Raw genomic sequence first — 17,154 nt, forward strand, 5'->3', positions numbered from 1 at the left:
GGCGGGGCCGGCGCTCAACGTGTGCGATCAGACTCCGAGAATCTTGGGTGGCCGTGCTGCGTCAAACGCCGATTTCTGAGGCCACGTCGGCGAGATCGGCCTCGCCCAGGCAACCGGTCGCCGCACCCCAGAACATTTCGAAGATCTCCCGCGGAGCCCCTTCCTTCATCTCTCCCAGCGTTTCCGCGCGTTCAGCCGGGTTCATCGCCGGCAAGATGTCGAGCACACGGAACCGATCGACGAACTCGGCCCACTCGGGGGCGATGACGTCAAGCCACTCCCCGACCCAGCACCCACAGACTCAGGCACCGTGGACGGTGGCGGGGTGCTCCTGCTGCTCGGTCAGAACCAAGCCGACAAGACGTTGGAGGAATTGACTGGCAGCGGAGGAACCACCTGCGGAGGAACCACCGGCGGTGGAACCACTGGTGGCGGAACCAATGGTGGCGGAACCACCGACACAACTCCCGTTGGCGGAACCGTCGAGTGCGACAAAGAGTCCCTGACCGCTGCTGCGAAGAATTCCGTCGACAACTTCGTGAGCTTGGAAGACTGGAATTGCGATCAAGGCTGGGCAGTTGCCTTCGTGGTGACCGAAGACTACGAAGAGACGGTCGTGTTTGAAGCAGAAGGTCAGTTCTGGATCTTGAAAGACCGCAACGACGTCTGCGGAACTGGGCCCGACGACGCGACAATTCCGTCGTCGCTGTACGACCCCGGCTGCACCACCAACTACACCTGACGACTCGACGCCATCGAGTGACACCGTCCTGTATGGGCCCCAAGTGGGCAGCCAGGTTTCGTTGGGTCATCCAACCTGGCGGTCTTTGCCTTCCCAATACGGTTCGCGCAGGTCCTTCTTCAGGATCTTGCCGGCACCCGACTTGGGCAGCGGATCTTCGGCGCCTCGGATGACAACGGACCGCGGCAGCTTGTAGCCGGCAAGACGCTCGCGGCACGATTCGATGAGTTCGTCCGAGGCCAGCTCAGCTCCCGGTTTCAGGACAACTTCGACGTGGACCGTCTCGCCCCACTCATCGTGGGGGATTCCGAAGACCGCGGCTTCGGCGACCGACGGATGGTGGTAGACGGCGTTCTCGACTTCGGTGGTGTACACGTTCTCGCCACCGGAAATGATCATGTCTTTGGCGCGGTCCACGATGTAGAGGTAGCCGCCATCATCGGCGTACGCCACGTCACCGGACCGATACCAACCGTCGACGAGCGCGTGCGCCGTCTCTGCTTCGCGGTTCCAGTAGCCGCGCATGATGTTCGGGCCCTGGATGTAGATCTCGCCGGCCTCGCCGGCCTCAGCGAGGCTTCCATCCGGGCGACGAATCTCGGTGCGAACACCCACAATCGGCACACCGGCCGAGCGCAGACGGCTCGCAGACGGCTCTTCGCCGCGAGCACCGCGTTCATGAGTTGCTTCGTCAAGCCAACTCACCAGCGGCGAGGCTTCGGTCATGCCGTACGCCTGCGCGAAGCCGCAACCAAACGCCTCGAGGGCCTGACGTTGAACTTCGCCGGGCATCGGCGAGGCGCCATACAGCACCACCCGCATGGAGGAGATATCGGCATCGGCCAGGCCGCCATGCGCGAGCACCATCGAGATCATGGTGGGCACGAGCAGCACCATCGTGCAGCGTTCGTCGGCGAGCGCAGCAATGGTCGCTGCGGGATCAAAGGCCGGAACGAACACGTGAGTCCCACCAGCCCAAGTGAGCGCATAGGCAAGCGCACCGTCAGCGAGGTGGAACTGCGGCGCGGCATGCAGGTAGCGGTCAATGGGGGTGATGCGGGCGTGCAACCCCATGTGCAGTGCATTCGCGGTGAGGTTGCGGTGCGTGAGCATGGCGCCCTTGGGCAGACCCGTCGTGCCACCGGTGTAGAAGATCGCGACAAGGTCTTCAGATTCCAGCTCGGGCAGCTCAACATGTGCGGTGTCAACCATGGACTCATAGGCAATGGTGTCGTGTGGGGCGTCGGTGCCGGGACCGACCCACACCAGGGTGTGGATCGACGCCACGCTGTCGCGGAGTTGGCGGGCAACCGGCAAAAACGTCTCGTCGACAAACAGCAGTTTGACCTGGCTGTCGTCGCAGATGAATCGAAGCTCTTCGGTCGCGAGGCGGAAGTTAAGGTCGTTCATCACCATGCCGGCAACGGGGATGGCAAACCACAACTCGAGGTGACGAGCCGAGTTGAGCATCAGCACGCCGACGCGGTCGCCTCGGTCGAGATCGATGCTGTTGAGCCCTGAAGCCACGCCGTCGACGCGCCGTGCGACTTCGGCCCAGTCGCGACGTTCGCCGGTGCCGAGGTCGATGGTGGCGTCGCCGTGCGGGTTGATGTTCGCGGCCCGGTCGAGCACCCAGGCAATGGTTGGATCGTTCGTTGGCATTGGGAATCTCCTAGTTGGCCGACTTCTCATAGAGCGTCACGACGGCTGCGCCACCGAGACCGATGTTGTGCTGGAGCGCTCGGGTGGCGTTGGCAACTTGACGCTGCCCTGCTTCGCCGCGCAGTTGCCAGTTCAGTTCGGCACATTGCGCAATTCCGGTCGCTCCGAGCGGATGGCCCTTCGAGATGAGGCCGCCCGACGGGTTGACGACCCAGCGGCCGCCGTAGGTGGTGGATCCATCGTCGATGAGTTCAGCGCTGCGGCCGACCTCGCACATGTTGAGCGCCTCATAGGTCAGCAGCTCGTTGGGCGAGAAGCAATCGTGCAGTTCGATGACCTGTACATCGGCGGCGTCGAAGCCGGCCATGTCGTAAGCCGACCGTGCTGCAGCTGCGGACATGTCTGCGCCAACGATGGTGCGGGCGTCGTCGGTGTCGAATGATGACGCGAAATCGGTGGCCATGGCTTGACCGGCGATGCGGACTGCTTGGTCACCCAGATCGAACTTGGCGACGGCTGCTTCGCTCATGAGAATTGCAGCCGCAGCTCCGTCGGAGGTCGGCGAACACTGCAACCGCGTCAGTGGCCCATCGATGTGTGGCGACGCGAGAACTTCGTCGAGTGTGTATACGTCTTGGAACTGGGCGTAGGGGTTGTTGGCCGAGTGTCGGTGGTTCTTTTCGGCAACTTTGGCGAAGTGCTCCGGTGTCGATCCATACCGACGCATGTGATCCTCAGCAGCGCGCGCCCACATCTGCGGAGCAACGGGGCTTGCGGTCTCTTCGTGCAGATTGTGCAGGCTCGAGATGTGGCGGTCGAGCGGCGCCGTTCGATCTTCTGAGCTGAGGTCGAGTGACCCTCGCTGCATTTTTTCGAATCCAACCGCCATGGTGACGTCGGCGAGGCCACCGGCAATCATCTGGCGGCAGTACATCAACGCCGTCGAGCCGGTCGAGCAGTTGTTGTTCATGTTGACCACCGGAATGCCGGACAGACCCAGTTCGTAAACGGCTCGCTGACCCGCTGTCGAGTCGCCATAGACGTAGCCAACGCCGACCTGCTCGATCTCTTCGTAGCCGATTCCGGCGTCTTCCAGCGCTTCGGTGCCGGCCTCGCGGACCATGTCGGGATAGTCCCAGTCCCGGCGACCGGGCTTTTCGAACTTCGTCATTCCGACGCCAACGACGTACACGTCACGTGCCATCATCTCTCCTTCATCTCGCCTTGATATGGCACGGCTGACGCCGCTGGTCTGGTTGCTCGATCACCCAACGCGCGGGTGTCGGCCAAGCTGTCGATGAGCACGCGCGCAGCCCGCTCCGTCTCGAAACACCCCGGTACTGCAACGCCGTGCATACCTACGACCGTACAAACTCCGCGATGACAGCATCACTGTCGGACGGCGGGGTATCCCCAGGGTTCGGCTGGTCGACTCAAGTCTCGAGCAGCCGGGCTGCAGCCAGGTTCAGGTGTGGCGGAGCGCTGCTCTGGCGTTGCGTCCAGACAGATGGCGAGTGACCTCGGTGATGAGCAAGACCACGAAGAATCCGGCGACGCTGAGACCGGCCATTGTTGCGCCACCCGCCGTGCCGGCGTGGAAGCTGATGGTCAGCCCGGCTACGACGGCAATGGCTCCGAACAGCATTGAGGTGATCATCATCACCGGAACACGTCGCGTGAGGAGCGACGCGGTGGCCGGCGGCCCGACCAGCAAACCGAAGACCAAGAGCGTGCCGACCGCTTGAAAACTTGCCACGATGCTGACGGCCAGGAGCAACATGAGTGCGAGGTGTGTGGCTTTGGGGTGCATGCCGAGCGACTGAGCCTTCATGGCGTTGAACGTGAGTGCCATGAAAGGGCGATACAACGCGACGGTTGCTATGACCACGATGGCTGCAGCGACGAACTGTCCGTTGATGTCGCCGCGTGTCACACCGAGCACATCTCCGAAGAGCAACGAGGTGACTTCTGTGGTGAACGACCGGGCCTTGGACACGATGACGATGCCGAGGGACAACATGCCAACAAAGAGGAGTCCGATGCCGGTGTCTTCGCGAATCACGGTTCGGGCTGACACCACCGAGACCAGGCCTGCCATGAGGGCGGCGGCGGCGAGCGCCCCGATGATGGGGCTAAAGCCCCAGAGCACGGCGAGGGCGATGCCGGGGATGACTCCGTGTGCGATTGCGTCGCCGAGGAATGCCAGTCCTCGCAAGACGACCCAGGTGCCGACGAGCGACGTTGCGACGACTGCGAGCAGGCTGCCGATCAGTGCCCGCTGCATGAATGCAGGTTCGAAGGCATCCACCAGCAGTTGCACGACTTGACGCTATCGAACGCCACCGCCGGCCGGCAACGTTTTTCGGAGTGATTCTCGATATCGTCAGCGGCGTGCCTGCGGCAGTGACGATCAGCGATATTCACGTTGACTATGGCACCGTTCATGCCGTGGGCGACCTGTCGCTCGAGATTCCGCAAGGCGCCTCGGTTGCTGTCATTGGCCCGAACGGGTCGGGCAAGTCGACTCTGCTCAAGGTGATCGCCGGCATCCTCGAGCCAAACTCGGGGTCTCTCGACACCCACGGTGCAGCGACGGCCATCGTGCTGCAATCGACCGACGTTGACCCGAGCGTGCCGATCACGGTCCGCGATGTGGTCGCGATGGCGCGCTATCCCAGCGTGGGGCTCCTCCGTCGATTCGGTGCCGATGACCGAGCAGCGGTGCAGTCCGCACTTGAGCGACTCGACATCGCCGACCTTGCAGATCGCCAGATCCATCACCTCTCCGGAGGGCAACGTCAGCGAGCCTTCGTTGCCCAGGGTCTGGCCCAGGAGGCGCCGATTCTCCTCCTTGATGAGCCATTGACCGGCCTCGACGTCCGATCGCGCTCTGTCATTGCCGACGTCTTTGATGTCGAGCACAGCGCTGGACGGACGGTCATCACGACCACGCACAACTTTGAAGATGCCGCTCAGTGCGACCTCGTGCTGTTGCTTGCTACACGCTTCGTTGCGTTCGGAGTCCCTGACGATGTGTTCACCGAGGATCATCTCAAGACGGCCTTCGGCGGACGCTTCGTGCGCGCTGGGGACACCCTCGTCATCGACGACCCGCATCACGACCATCACCACTAGCACCGACACGGGCCACGCCGGACACAGCGGCCAAGTGACGATCAGTTCTCATTGGTTCCCAGAAGTAGCGGGCGGCCGGTATCGTGCAGATCGATGAGTGCGGACCTCCTTCACGACGATGTTGCGACGATGTTGCGAGCCGGCGATCACCGGTACACGACTGGTCGGAGGCGTGTCGTTGCTGCGCTACATACCGCAGCGAACCCGGTCACGATCCCGCAGATCCTCGAAGTCGAAACGTCGCTTGCTCAATCGAGTGTGTATCGGAACCTTGCGATCCTCGAAGAGGTTGGCGTCGTGGCCCGAATCGTCACCCATGACGACCACGCTCGCTACGAACTTGCCGAAACACTCACCGACGACCATCACCATCACCTGATCTGCACGACCTGCGGAGCAGTCAGCGACTTCGAATTGCCGCCGAAGGTCGAACGGACACTCGACGCGGCGTTCGCGGCGAGCGCAGCAGCAGCCAACTTCCAGATCGATGGACATCGTCTGGACCTGGTCGGCAGCTGCGCTGACTGCTCCTAAACGAGCGTTCAGACGGCGCGGACTGTCAGGACAATGCTACTGCGATGCGTTCGGCGTTCGCGCTCACCATGTCGAGGTAGGTCGCACCATCAGAGTCCGCCGTGCCGAGCGACTCGGTGAACAACTCGACGATGGCGATGTCTCCGACCTCGCTGGCCAAAGTGTTGACGAGTTCGTCTGATGACGACGTGTCGGCGAAAATTGCTGGGACGCCCTCTGTCTCGATGGTCTTGGCAAGCGCTGCCAACTCGCCGGCGCTTGCTGCGTCAGTCGTGCTTCCTCCGGGAACAACAACGCCAACGACTTCAAAGCCATACCGGTCAGCGAAGTAGGCAAAGACCTCGTGGTTGGTGACGAGAACCCGCTTGTCTTCGCTGATGGCGTCAAGCAACGAGACATTGTCGGCATCGACTGCGGCAAGCTGGGCGAGGTACTCCTCGGCTGACGCATCAAGTGCATCGGTATCGAGGCCGTCGATTTGTCCGCTCAGGAAGTCCACGATGCCCTGCACTGCACTGGACATCCTCACCGGGTCGGTGAAGAAGTGGGGGTCCGCACCGTCGTGACCATGTTCGTCGTGCTCCTCATCAGAGTGGTCCTCATCAGAGTGGTCCTCATCAGAGTGCTCCTCACCCTCGGCGCCGAATTCCATCGTCCCGACAACCGAGATCGCCTCGTGCAGAGGCACGCCTGCTTCCTCGGCGGACTCGATCACGTCGATGAGGCCTTCTTCGAAGTTTGCCCCGTTGACAATCAGGGCGTCTGCGCTCAGCATCCGGTTGATTTCCTGTGCCGATGCCTGGAAGTCGTGTGGATCGGCGCCGACCGGCATGATCGTGACCACATCAGCCTGGTTGTCGAGGAGTTCGCTGACCACATCACCCAAGATGTTCGTCGTCACAACAACAGTTGCGATCTCACCCGTCGATTCCGAATCGTCAGCAGACGCCACGTCAGTTGCCGACGCCGCTGTCGAGTCGGCGTCTGCCGTGGGGGCGTTGCCATCAGAGCCGCAGGCTGTGGTGGCAAGCGCGAGCCCCCCGATGAGGGCGAGCGAGGTGCGGGCACGGAATGTCGTCATGAGGGGGGATGCACTTTCTGAGTGAGAACCATTACTGAATTACAGAGTAACGGATCGGGAATGACTCCCACAACCAGAATCGGAGTTTGATTCCAAATCAGCGCCGACGGCCAACAACCGGCGCGTGAACTGAAAGGCAGCAGCGCAGGTCTACGACCACGCACTTGCAGCGAAGCCGGCAACCCTTGCGCGAGATCAGGCGTGTGGCGCGTTGCCGGTGGCGGCGCCGAAGGCCGCGCTGCCGAAAGTAGCGATATCGACAATGCCTCAAGCAGCAGTGGGCACCGTCATGCCGAGGACCGTCGCTGCAAGTGCAGGACGGATCGGCACTGATGCAACGAGTCTGGCAACTGCGCCCACACCGCGCCGCCCACCGAGCACCAGCAAGAGTGGGTACTGGACCCGCCAGCCTTGGTCTGTTGGACAGCGACGTCTACGGGTTCGCGGTGATCTTCGTGACGGGCTCAAAGATCAACTGCAGCTCAATGGCTTCGTCCGTGGCGCTGGCAATCTCAGCGGCAAGACCCGCTGGATTCTCTTCCATGGTGGCCCCACTCACAACGACCACGACAGTCGTTGGGTCAGATTTGGGGTCAAGGGTGACCTTCTGGACCGTGAGTGCCGGATCCCAATCGTTCACCGCACGGACAACGACGACTTCTGCCTGAGAGCGTTCGATCTTGTAATAGCTGTTGAAGCCGAGCGGAACTGCAACGGCCAAGACAAGCAGCGTCGTGGCAACGAGCCCGAACGCACGCTGCCGAAGCCTTTCCCTCGGCGGAGTGAAACCAGCAAAGGCGAAGGTCAGTCCTGCTGCGAGGGTGATTGCCGCAAAGTTCGTGACGAAGAGCAGCAACGCTCCGAAGGCGAGTTCCCCTCGCTCGGCGCCGAGGGTGATACCGACTGTTGCGAGTGGCGGAACCAAGGCGACGGCGATACCCACACCCGGCAATGCAGACCCAGCCTCGGTTCGAACGGTCACGTAAGCGCCAGCCGCGCCGGCAAGCAGGGCGATTCCAAGGTCAGCCAGGTTGGGCGACGTCCGTGCGAGAACTTGCTCAGGAAGGGGTGTATCTGGACCAATTCTTGGAATGATCAGCGATGTCACCCACCCGACCGAAATACCCAGAAATGCTCCACTCACCACAATCAAGAACGACTCGAGCACTCGCCTCGACCACGCCTGAATCAGCGCTGAAGCAAACGCCATGATCGGCGTCATCAAAGGTGCAACCAGCATCGCACCAATCACCACAGCAGCACTGTCGTTCATCAGACCCAGAGCCGCGATCCCCGCGGAAAACAGCATCAGCGCCGTGTAGCGATACAGGTAGGGACGGCGACGGTCGCCTTCGAAGTACAACTCGTCAAGAACGGTTCCCCGCTGCTCGCGGTCAAGGTCGCGACCGATAAAACCTATGTCACCGCTCGGGATGACCCCGGACAGTGCGGGCGCTGAAAGCTCGGATGTCGTTTCCACCGCCTAGTTCCTAGCAGCTTGGCCCCAGAATTATCGAGTCGGCCGCAATCGCTACCCAACTCCTACCGGCAAAAGAACCAAGCCACTACGAGCGAACGATCCGGTGCAGATCGGGCGGGCAACCCCGTCGATTTCATCGTCGCTGAATGGTGCCGGCGACTCCATGGCGTCCAGGGCGGGTCGTAACGAGCCCAGATCGGCTCTCCGATGGCGGTGTGACCGGCGTGCCTGACAGTGTCGGACAGCTTGCGGAGATGCCGCTCGTAACTGTCGCGTGTCCAGCGCCCGCGATAACGGATTGCGGCAAGACGCTGGGGTCCCACCTCGCTGATCGTGACACGCGGGTCTTTCGGTGCGGGAAGCGACTCGTCGGTGTACTGAGTCGGCATCATGAAGCGCACTCGGTACTGGTCGCCGACCCGGTCTTGAGTGACGGGAGTGGTCATCGCGATTTTTGTACTGTCACCATCGGCGGTCTTGTTCCCGCCGAAGATGTAACCGGCAAGCAGGCGGAACCCGCCGTTGCCGGCCCGCTCGAGTGGCCCTTGCACGAGTGTCTCGGCCACAAGATAGGGCTCATAACGGCGAAGTTCGATCTCATCAATCCGTTCCTCGACACGATAGGTCGGACTCTCGTAAGCCATGTTGCCAGTCTGGTCTCGTTGCGGACCGTCTGTCGGTCGCGTCATCGTTGCTGGCGGAGCGGCCAGCGCCGCACCTGCGGAAAGTCACCGCAGTTCAGTCAGGATGTGTCAACCGTCCCGACCTGCTCACTGCCCCTTTGAGAGATCACTCTGTATGCCCCACCATTTCGTCAACAGGCTCCGTTCCCACCCCGTGGTCAGAGAAGAGTCGTTCCGTCGCAACCAAATCAGGTGGGAGTCCGCAAGCGCGATCATTTACCTGGTGGGCGGCGTGCTCTTCGTTTGGGGCAGCATCCGGTTCTTCCCATCGCTCGAGACACGAGCCGAGAACCGCGGTGCATGGATCTTCCTCGCCGGGTCATTGCTGTATCTCATCGTCACCGGCCATGACACCACCGAGGTCGTGCGATACCGACGCCAACTCGACGGCCCCCCGACCACTTCTGACCGTCTTGAGGTGTGGGCGGCAGGGAGCTACCTGATCGGAACGTTGCTCTTCATCGCCGGGAGCATCTTCTTCCTGTCCTGGATTGGCGATTATTCCGCCGGCGCGTGGTGCTTCATTCTCGGCAGCTTGCTGTTTGCTGTCGGGGCGACCATCGACGTGTTACAGATCGTCCGAGCCCCCGACATCCGCGTGCTGCAACTTTTGAACCTGACGGCGCTGTCGTTTGTCGTGGGATCAGCACTTTTTGCCGTCGCTTCAGTCCCCTACCTGTTCACCTTCCAGAATGCCGCCGACGAACGGACCGTCGACAGCTTCCTCGCGGCCCAATTCGTTGTTGGCAGCGTCTTGTTTCTGGTCGGCGGCTTCTTCAACTACCGACGCGCGTTCCTCGTCATTGACTCTTCGACCACCCGGGACTAGCAACGGGTGAGTCGTTGCGCTCACGCCGGTCGACCAGCAGCACGACCCGTTCAGTCAGCGACTTCGAGAATGCGCACGGGAAGTTCGCGAGGACCGCGAATCTGTCCGACACTCCAGCGGGTGTCGCCGGCGAGCTCGAAGCGCGGAAAGCGCTTGATGAACTCCTCGATGGCAACCTTGAGTTCCAGCCGGGCCAGGTTCGACCCCAAGCACCGGTGGATGCCCAGACCAAACGCTGCGTGGCGATTCTCCTCGCGATCGACGATGAACGTGTCGGGATCCTCGAACTTCCTCGGATCACGGTTGGCAGCCGGGAACGGCAGGAGCACCCAATCGTCCTTCTTCATCGGGCAGCCGTGGAAGTCGTTGTCCTTGGCGACCAGCCGGGCCATCGTCACCGGTGCATATGCGCGGAGGAACTCCTCCAAGGCGAACGTCATCACCTCGGGATCGTCGAGCAGGCGCTGGTGATCCTCGGGATGCTGCGCCAGATGCCACAGCGACGATCCGATTGCCGACCATGTCGTGTCGATGCCGGCAACGAGCAGCAAGATGACCATGCCACCAACGACGTCGTCGTCCAGCTTGTTGCCATCGAGCTCGACATTCATCAAGTAGCTCGTGAGATCCTCACGGGGATTCGCACGATGGTCGTCGATCTGCTCCTGGATGTAGAGACCGAGATCGTCACCACCTTCTCGCGTTCCTGGTTCTTCGTTGATGCGTTCCAAGACGTCGTGGACGAACTCGCGGAACAATTCCTCGTCCTTTTCCGGGAAGCCGAGCATCCGTCCAATCACATTCACAGGAATGTTCTGGGCGTATTGCACAGCGGCGTCGACGATGCTCTCGCCGGGCGTGATCTCGCCCATCTCGTCGAGCAGCTTTTGGCACAACCGCTGGATCTCGGGCTCCCACGGCTCAATCTTCTTCGGCGCGAAGGCCGGCAGAAGGAGTCGGCGGGCCATGTTATGGAACGGCGGATCGCTGGTAATCGGCGGCGCTCCACCGATCGGGGCCGGAAGCGCCATATCGCCAGGCCGCGCAACGCTGACCACGACGGAGCGGCTCGTGAAGTTCTCGGTGTCGTAGGCGACCTCAGTGACGGTGTCGTCGGTGATTGGCACCCACATGCCGCCGTAACGATCGGAATGTGCCACGGGGCAGCCGCCCTCGCGCAACTCTTTCCACACCTCGGGTGCGTTCGGATTATACGCCGGGTCCGCGTGATCAAAGTCGGTGCGAGGGTCAGCAACCGGGCCGTAATCGTCCGCGTCGTACGGCACTCGCTGCCAGATGTCGGTACCTTCAGGGCCGCTGCCGATGACGAAGTCCACCGTTTCGCCGCCTCGATCGATGGTGATGACCTTGTTGCCGCTGGGCTCATCAATCCGCGTGGAATATTTCGTGGTGTCGGTCATGTCATCCGTTCTCGGTGATGGTGATCGCGTACTCGGGGCAGTTGGAAGCGGCGAGACGGGCCTTGTTGTGCAACTCCGTGGGGACGTCGCCCTCGACGGTCAACATGGCCTGGCCGTAGTCGTCGACGTCGAACAATTCCGACGCCAACGCGTAACAACGGTTGTGACCCTGACACTTCTCGGCATCGAGATGTACTCGCATCAGCCAGACAATAGAGCCAAGAGTGTGGCTGTGACTAGCGCCGGCACAACTTTTTCGAACAGTGTTCCAATTCTCCGATTCCCACCATGGTCGGTTCCATACACCGACCGGCATCGTCAAGCAGAAAGGGTTCGCCTGTCAGCTCATCGCGCGGCAATGTCTAACCCGGCATGGAAGCCGTTCGTCCACGCGTTCTGAAAGTTGAATCCGCCCGTAATGCCATCGACATCGATGACCTCTCCAGCAAAATAGAGACCGTGCACGAGCTTGCTCTCCATCGTGCGGAAATCGATCTCGTTGAGAGCAACGCCGCCGCATGTCACGAATTCGTCCTTGTTCATGCTCTTGCCGCTGACCGTGAACGTCGAGGCAGTGAGTTGACTGACAAGCCTCGTTGCCTGTGTCTTGCTGAGCTGCGACCACGTCGCCGTCTCGGACACCTCAGCGGCTGCGAGCAAACGCAACCAGAGTCGCTTCGGAAGAGCAGCAAACGGACTTCGGCTGGACAGTTGGCGCTTCGCCTCGCCGAGCCGCTTCTCGGCGACAACTGCTGCCGGGTCGAGGTCCGGTAGCCAGTTCACGGAAATGTCGAAGCGATAGTCACGCGCAGCCAACTCGCGAGCGCCCCATGCAGAGATCCTCAAAATTCCTGGCCCGCTCAAACCCCAATGGGTGATGAGGACAGGTCCGCTGCTCGAGAGTTTGCTCTGCTGGATGCTGACCTCGGCAGGACTCACCGCAAGGCCAGCCAGTCCGTCAATGCGCGGATCTTTGATCTTGAAGGTGAAGAGTGAAGGTGTCGGCGGCTTGAGTTCGTGGCCAAGACTCGTTGCGAGTTGGGCCCCGGCGGCGAGCCGAGTTCCGCCCGTCGAGATGAGAACATTTGCAGCCGTGTAGGAGTTCCCGACATCTGTGACGAGGTCAAAGTTATCCTCGTTCTTGACCACGGAGGTCACTCCTTCCGAGGTGCGGATACTGACCCCGGCCGCCTCAGCGGCACCGAGCAGGGCGTCGACAATCGTCTGCGAACTGTCGGTCTCTGGGAACATCCGGCCATCGGCCTCAGTTTTCAGCGCGACGCCACGGCCGGCGAACCACTCAACGGTGTCAGCGGCACCGAATCGATGGAACGGACCAATCAAAGATTTCTCACCGCGCGGATAACTCCGACTCAGCTCACGCGGATCAAGACAATCGTGGGTGACATTGCAGCGACCGCCACCAGAGATCTTCACCTTCTGCAGGAGGTGCGACGTCTTTTCGAGGATCAGCACCGATTTTCCAGAGCTCTCTGCGCAGGTGATCGCAGCAAAGAACCCCGCGGCGCCTCCGCCGACAACGATGAGGTCCACAAACATGCCCGCTCACTGTAGAGACGATTCGGGCAGGGTGTCGGCGTCGGCAGCCCGCACGCGCAGCACATCGAGCGACGCGGCGAAATCTGCGCAACGCCGCGCTGGTGTGTTCAGGAGCGTTGGGTGGGGAGCTTGGGGACGAGCCAGTCGACAAAGTTCTCCGGGCTACGGGTCTGGATGTAGACGCGGCCTGGCCCAGTGAGGTGCACAACGAGCCCCTCCCCACCCAGCATTGTCGACTTCCAGTTGCCCACTTTTTTCACTTCGTATGACACGCCTTCGTTCCATCCGACCATGTGGCCAGTGTCGACGGTGTAGCTCTGCCCCGCCGCCAGGTCGACCGCCTGGACGGCGCCGTAGCTCGAAACGACGAGGTCCCCGACCCCCGAACACTTCAGCATGAACAGCCCTTCCTTGCTGAAGAATGTCTTGGCACCGCCCCACTTGCTATCGATGTCGATCGCCTCCGAAGAGGCGAGATACGAACCAGATTGGAGGTACACGGTGTTGCCGGTGAGCGGCCACGTGATGATGTCACCCGGCAAAGCCGGAGCGACGACAACGTGGGCATCGGGCCCCGTCGCTGTGAATGTGTTCATGAAGAATGACTGACCGCCGAGAACGGAGCGCTTCAGTCCTTTGAGCATCCCACCCTGTGTGCTGGTGGCAATCTCGACCGAGGAAGACATGGCCATCATCGCACCCGCCTCGGCCTTGGCTGTCTCACCTTGGCCGAGATGCAAAGTCGCCATAGCGAACGCCGGGCTGAAACTGATTTCGGTCTTCATCGATCCTCCTGATCCGCCAGATCCCAGAAATCTAGGCGTCTGCCAAAACCGGTTCAACTGCACAAAGCGTTGGCTGCACTCCTGAGCGCTGATGTCGAGTTCGGTATGGATACGCAACATACCAGCGACAAGACCGACGAGTTGTCCGACAACGACGCCCAATTCCTCATCGACAACATTGACGCCGACTCTGCGGACGGCATCAGTTCGGAACTCCAGCTCTGGATAGCGAGCCTGTTTGAATGTTCCGACGAGCAGCTTCTCGGGGAGTAAGAATCCCGCAACCGGTCCCGGTCAGGTCTCGACCATTGCCCCGAACAAGTAGCCGTCCAGGACCTGTCGAGTTGGACCGAAGCCTGGTCACCGCCTTCACCAAGCGTGACCCGCACACTCATGCCGGGCGGCCCACCGGCGGTGACCTCGACTTCGCCCTGCAATCCGCGTTCGTCGAGGATTCCTTGCACGACCCGCTCAACCGCATCTTGATGCAGGATTGTTTTGAAGATCTTGCCAACGGCGGTCATTGGAACAGCATCGACGATGCGGATGTGTTTGAGCCACGCCGGCCGTTCGCGCATTTCAGCTTCAGCGAATGCCCGGAGTTCGTCCTCGGTGATGCTGGATTCCGGGAGGAGTTCGCCGAAGCAGACCGGCGCACCGGGCGGCAATGCCAGTCATGCAATTCGCTGCGATGGTGAGCATGGCCACGGGCGTGGTCGTGCTGTTTCTGCGGTCGTCGCCCATCCTGTTCTGGGGTGTACTGCTTGTCAGTGCAGCGTTGCTCGCCGCGCTGTCGGTGCTCGGAGCGATCGTGGCCGACCGCGCCGCCAGGGGGATTCGTGATGGAGTTGCTGACTAGATCCGCGCTTGGCGCCCGCACCTCTTGTAGTCGGGTCGCCCGTTGAACATGATCGCGAGACCCACACCGCCCGAACCAATGTTTTCTGGCAGGCACTTCGCTATCGGGCTGCTGAGATGTTGGCTGCTGCGAGCAAGAAGTCGGACGGTTCATCCCCACTGTGAATGGCCTCGTCGGTACGGCCAAGGGCGGGGCACCCCGACTCGTTACCCGACGTGGCCCTCCTGCAAAGATCTCATCTCATGGGAGTCCTCGGTGCGAACTTGGTGAGTCGGAATGTCAGCCGATGAGCGATCAGCCCTTACTGTTGACCAAGCGCGACGACGGCGTCGCGATTATTTCGACCAACGACGATCCGCTCAACCGAATGACACTTGCCTATGTCGACCAGCTCGAAGCAGTCGTCGAGGACATCGCCGCCGACGACGCAGTCCGGGCGTTCGTGATCACCGCCGAGGGCACGACGAACTTTTCGGTCGGGATGAACCTCAAGGAACTTGGCGCGGGAATGAGGGCCGTCGGCGTCGATGCCTTTTTCGATCAGCGGATCAATCTCATCTCGCGGATCGAGACGATGGGCAAGCCGTCCGTGGCCACATTGTTTGGTTATTGCCTCGGGGGCGGTCTCGAACTGCCACTCGGATGCACGTTTCGGCTCGCCGCTGCGACCGGAGCCCAGATCGGGCTGCCCGAGATGGATCTCGGAACCACGCCAGCGTGGGGAGGGTCGGCTCGCCTTGCCAAGACGATCGGCAGGACACCTGCGTTGGACATGATCCTTCGTGCCAAGAAGGTCTCCGGTCCGGAAGCGATGGACATCGGCCTCGTCAGCGAAGTCTGGCCAGTCGAAGAGTTGAAGGAGCGGGCGGTAGCTCTTGCAGTCGAACTGGCTGCACAACCGCGACTCGCAGTCAAAGCGATGCTTGCCGCACTGCACGACAGCGAGGACAAAACGCTCGCGGAGTTGCTGGCAGCCGAACGGGCTGGCGTCCACTCCACGATGGGCACGCCCGATGCGGCTGAGGGAATGCTCGCGTTCTTGGAAAAGCGCCCGCCGGTCTTCAACCAGTAGATACGGTCAACGCGTCTTCGTTCGACGCGCTGTTGAGCGATCGCGACGAGCCCCTGGCGATCGTGATCGAGGACGGACCGCCCGCCCGATGAGTGGCTGAGACCCGGGAGCGTCGCCCCACCAGGGTCACGAGTCGGGCCGCGACTATTGACCGCCCCAGATCCTCGACTCGTCTGACGATCGCAAGCTCATCCCGGCCACCCTGCTATCAGACGTCGCGGTGGCCTGTGTTCACCCAGTCGGTGACCATCTTTGCAAACATTTCCGGCTGGTCCGACCAGCTGAGATGGCCTGCTTCGGGGAAGATCTGGAGCGCGCTCTTGGGCATGGCGTCATGGAGGTGGTGGGCGTTACTCACATCGAACAGTGCGTCGAGGTCACCCCAGAAGATCTGTGTCGGTACTTCGATCTCGCTCACCTTTTGAGCCAGGGCCTCACCGTTGCCTCGAAGGTCGGCGAACCAGTGGATGACCTCGAACGCTCGTCCCGAGTAGGCCCGTTTGAAGTCGTCGACCTGTGTTGGGTTGTAGCGATGGCGGATTGCGCCGAAGGTCGAGGTGAAAGCGATCAGCGGACCGGCTCCGAGCAGAGCCGTACTCCAGCGAAGAAATCTGTACCGCGGCAGCAGGTTGATGAGCATGGCCAACTTGAGTGGACCGGGAGCGCCGACGCTGTGTCCGACCACCATGCTGGCGAGGCGGGGGTTCGGTGAAAGGGCATAGCTCAGTGCTGCGGCCATGCCGACATCGGGCGCGACGAGGTGAACGTCGGTGAGGTCGAGGTCGTCGAGGATCTTGCCGAGGAGCTCGCCCTGGGCAGCTGGGGTCATGTCATTGCGATCACCTTCGGAGGCTCCGAAGCCAGGCAGATCGATGGCGACGACGTGAAACGTTCCGGTGAGGGCTTCCCAGGATCCAACGAAGCTCAGAATGCTCTCGGGAAATGGGCTGAGCATGACGACGGTTGGTGCGTCGGTTGGCCCGGCCTCGGCGAGGCGTATTCTGCGACCGGCGAGCGTGCGGAACTCTGTCGTGATGTCGACATCTGGGTTGTCGAACGATGTCGCTGCTTTGCGGGCTCTCTTAATCGTGCGCCACTCGGGGGAGATCGCCCGATTGGCGGCGCCGTTGACTCGGTCATAGATGCTGAGCTTCTTCATCAGGGTCCTCGTTGGGTTCGTTGAGCGAGTTGCGTACTGAAAGGTACGCAAATGAATCCTAGCGAGTTTTGTACCAGGCGGTACTCTGGAGCTATGTGGAGTGATTCGTGAACACACCGGCTTTGCCAGTGAGGGGGCGCCCTCGCACGTTT

The 17,154-nt window shown here is 61.5% G+C and carries 20 protein-coding genes; 8 read left to right on the forward strand and 12 right to left on the reverse strand.

What is annotated here, in order from left to right; translation table 11 throughout:
• Nucleotides 1–61: 61 nt before the first annotated feature.
• Entirely contained in the window at nt 62–226 is a 165-nt protein-coding gene (locus ACH2DW_RS13355; protein ID WP_394930239.1) for a hypothetical protein, read from the reverse strand.
• Between the two features lie 99 nt (nt 227–325).
• On the opposite strand from ACH2DW_RS13355, the gene ACH2DW_RS13360 reads away from it, so the two are divergent.
• Nucleotides 326–742 carry a hypothetical protein gene (locus tag ACH2DW_RS13360; RefSeq protein ID WP_394930240.1) on the forward strand — a complete coding sequence of 139 codons (417 nt, stop codon included), beginning with the start codon at nt 326–328 and terminating at the stop codon, nt 740–742.
• A 66-nt stretch (nt 743–808) separates the two neighbouring features.
• Here ACH2DW_RS13360 and ACH2DW_RS13365 read toward each other — a convergent pair whose 3' ends face one another.
• The 3 genes from ACH2DW_RS13365 to ACH2DW_RS13375 form a co-directional block, all read right to left on the reverse strand.
• On the reverse strand, nt 809–2,404 hold the full coding sequence (locus tag ACH2DW_RS13365; protein ID WP_394930241.1) for a long-chain-fatty-acid--CoA ligase: 1,596 nt from the start codon (nt 2,402–2,404) through the stop codon (nt 809–811).
• Between the two features lie 10 nt (nt 2,405–2,414).
• A complete protein-coding gene (locus tag ACH2DW_RS13370; RefSeq protein WP_394930242.1) occupies nt 2,415–3,608 on the reverse strand; it encodes a lipid-transfer protein in 1,194 nt (397 codons plus the stop codon).
• Between the two features lie 261 nt (nt 3,609–3,869).
• A complete protein-coding gene (locus ACH2DW_RS13375; protein ID WP_394930243.1) occupies nt 3,870–4,724 on the reverse strand; it encodes a metal ABC transporter permease in 855 nt (284 codons plus the stop codon).
• Nucleotides 4,725–4,795: 71 nt separating this feature from the next.
• Between ACH2DW_RS13375 and aztA the strand changes: the two genes are divergently transcribed.
• Nucleotides 4,796–5,539: a zinc ABC transporter ATP-binding protein AztA gene (gene aztA, locus ACH2DW_RS13380; protein ID WP_394930244.1), complete on the forward strand. Its 744-nt coding sequence runs from the start codon at nt 4,796–4,798 to the stop codon at nt 5,537–5,539.
• Between the two features lie 93 nt (nt 5,540–5,632).
• Nucleotides 5,633–6,073: a Fur family transcriptional regulator gene (locus tag ACH2DW_RS13385; RefSeq protein ID WP_394930245.1), complete on the forward strand. Its 441-nt coding sequence runs from the start codon at nt 5,633–5,635 to the stop codon at nt 6,071–6,073.
• A gap of 25 nt (nt 6,074–6,098) precedes the next feature.
• On the opposite strand, the gene ACH2DW_RS13390 is transcribed toward ACH2DW_RS13385, so the two are convergent.
• From ACH2DW_RS13390 to ACH2DW_RS13400, 3 genes are all read right to left on the reverse strand, one after another.
• On the reverse strand, nt 6,099–7,154 hold the full coding sequence (locus ACH2DW_RS13390) for a metal ABC transporter solute-binding protein, Zn/Mn family (RefSeq protein ID WP_394930246.1): 1,056 nt from the start codon (nt 7,152–7,154) through the stop codon (nt 6,099–6,101).
• A gap of 433 nt (nt 7,155–7,587) precedes the next feature.
• Entirely contained in the window at nt 7,588–8,634 is a 1,047-nt protein-coding gene (locus tag ACH2DW_RS13395) for a DUF389 domain-containing protein (protein WP_394930247.1), read from the reverse strand.
• A 62-nt stretch (nt 8,635–8,696) separates the two neighbouring features.
• Nucleotides 8,697–9,278 carry an SOUL family heme-binding protein gene (locus ACH2DW_RS13400; RefSeq protein ID WP_394930248.1) on the reverse strand — a complete coding sequence of 194 codons (582 nt, stop codon included), beginning with the start codon at nt 9,276–9,278 and terminating at the stop codon, nt 8,697–8,699.
• A gap of 154 nt (nt 9,279–9,432) precedes the next feature.
• Here ACH2DW_RS13400 and ACH2DW_RS13405 point away from each other — a divergent pair, with 154 nt between their 5' ends.
• Nucleotides 9,433–10,146, forward strand: a complete 714-nt coding sequence (locus ACH2DW_RS13405; protein WP_394930249.1) for a YrhK family protein — start codon at nt 9,433–9,435, stop codon at nt 10,144–10,146.
• Nucleotides 10,147–10,196: 50 nt separating this feature from the next.
• Here the strand turns inward: ACH2DW_RS13405 and ACH2DW_RS13410 are convergent, their stop codons facing one another.
• From ACH2DW_RS13410 to ACH2DW_RS13425, 4 genes are all read right to left on the reverse strand, one after another.
• Nucleotides 10,197–11,567: a cytochrome P450 gene (locus tag ACH2DW_RS13410; protein WP_394930250.1), complete on the reverse strand. Its 1,371-nt coding sequence runs from the start codon at nt 11,565–11,567 to the stop codon at nt 10,197–10,199.
• Nucleotide 11,568: 1 nt separating this feature from the next.
• The gene (locus ACH2DW_RS13415; RefSeq protein ID WP_394930251.1) at nt 11,569–11,769 is read right to left on the reverse strand and encodes a ferredoxin; all 201 of its coding nucleotides are present in this window, start codon (nt 11,767–11,769) and stop codon (nt 11,569–11,571) included.
• Between the two features lie 143 nt (nt 11,770–11,912).
• Nucleotides 11,913–13,127 (reverse strand): NAD(P)/FAD-dependent oxidoreductase, encoded by a 1,215-nt coding sequence (locus ACH2DW_RS13420; RefSeq protein ID WP_394930252.1) that lies wholly within the window; start codon nt 13,125–13,127, stop codon nt 11,913–11,915.
• Nucleotides 13,128–13,234: 107 nt separating this feature from the next.
• Nucleotides 13,235–13,912 (reverse strand): TIGR00266 family protein, encoded by a 678-nt coding sequence (locus tag ACH2DW_RS13425; protein WP_394930253.1) that lies wholly within the window; start codon nt 13,910–13,912, stop codon nt 13,235–13,237.
• Between the two features lie 69 nt (nt 13,913–13,981).
• Here ACH2DW_RS13425 and ACH2DW_RS13430 point away from each other — a divergent pair, with 69 nt between their 5' ends.
• From ACH2DW_RS13430 to ACH2DW_RS13445, 4 genes are all read left to right on the forward strand, one after another.
• Nucleotides 13,982–14,185 carry a hypothetical protein gene (locus ACH2DW_RS13430; protein WP_394930254.1) on the forward strand — a complete coding sequence of 68 codons (204 nt, stop codon included), beginning with the start codon at nt 13,982–13,984 and terminating at the stop codon, nt 14,183–14,185.
• A gap of 71 nt (nt 14,186–14,256) precedes the next feature.
• Nucleotides 14,257–14,610 carry a hypothetical protein gene (locus ACH2DW_RS13435; protein ID WP_394930255.1) on the forward strand — a complete coding sequence of 118 codons (354 nt, stop codon included), beginning with the start codon at nt 14,257–14,259 and terminating at the stop codon, nt 14,608–14,610.
• Nucleotides 14,611–14,612: 2 nt separating this feature from the next.
• Complete coding sequence (locus tag ACH2DW_RS13440; protein ID WP_394930256.1) at nt 14,613–14,771, forward strand: hypothetical protein; 159 nt, start codon at nt 14,613–14,615, stop codon at nt 14,769–14,771.
• 286 nt (nt 14,772–15,057) lie between these two features.
• On the forward strand, nt 15,058–15,843 hold the full coding sequence (locus tag ACH2DW_RS13445) for an enoyl-CoA hydratase/isomerase family protein (RefSeq protein ID WP_394930257.1): 786 nt from the start codon (nt 15,058–15,060) through the stop codon (nt 15,841–15,843).
• A gap of 208 nt (nt 15,844–16,051) precedes the next feature.
• Here the strand turns inward: ACH2DW_RS13445 and ACH2DW_RS13450 are convergent, their stop codons facing one another.
• A complete protein-coding gene (locus tag ACH2DW_RS13450) occupies nt 16,052–17,002 on the reverse strand; it encodes an alpha/beta fold hydrolase (protein ID WP_394930258.1) in 951 nt (316 codons plus the stop codon).
• Nucleotides 17,003–17,154 lie beyond the last annotated feature (152 nt).

It is taken from the genome of uncultured Ilumatobacter sp. (assembly GCF_963980585.1).
Lineage (GTDB): Bacteria > Actinomycetota > Acidimicrobiia > Acidimicrobiales > Ilumatobacteraceae > Ilumatobacter_A.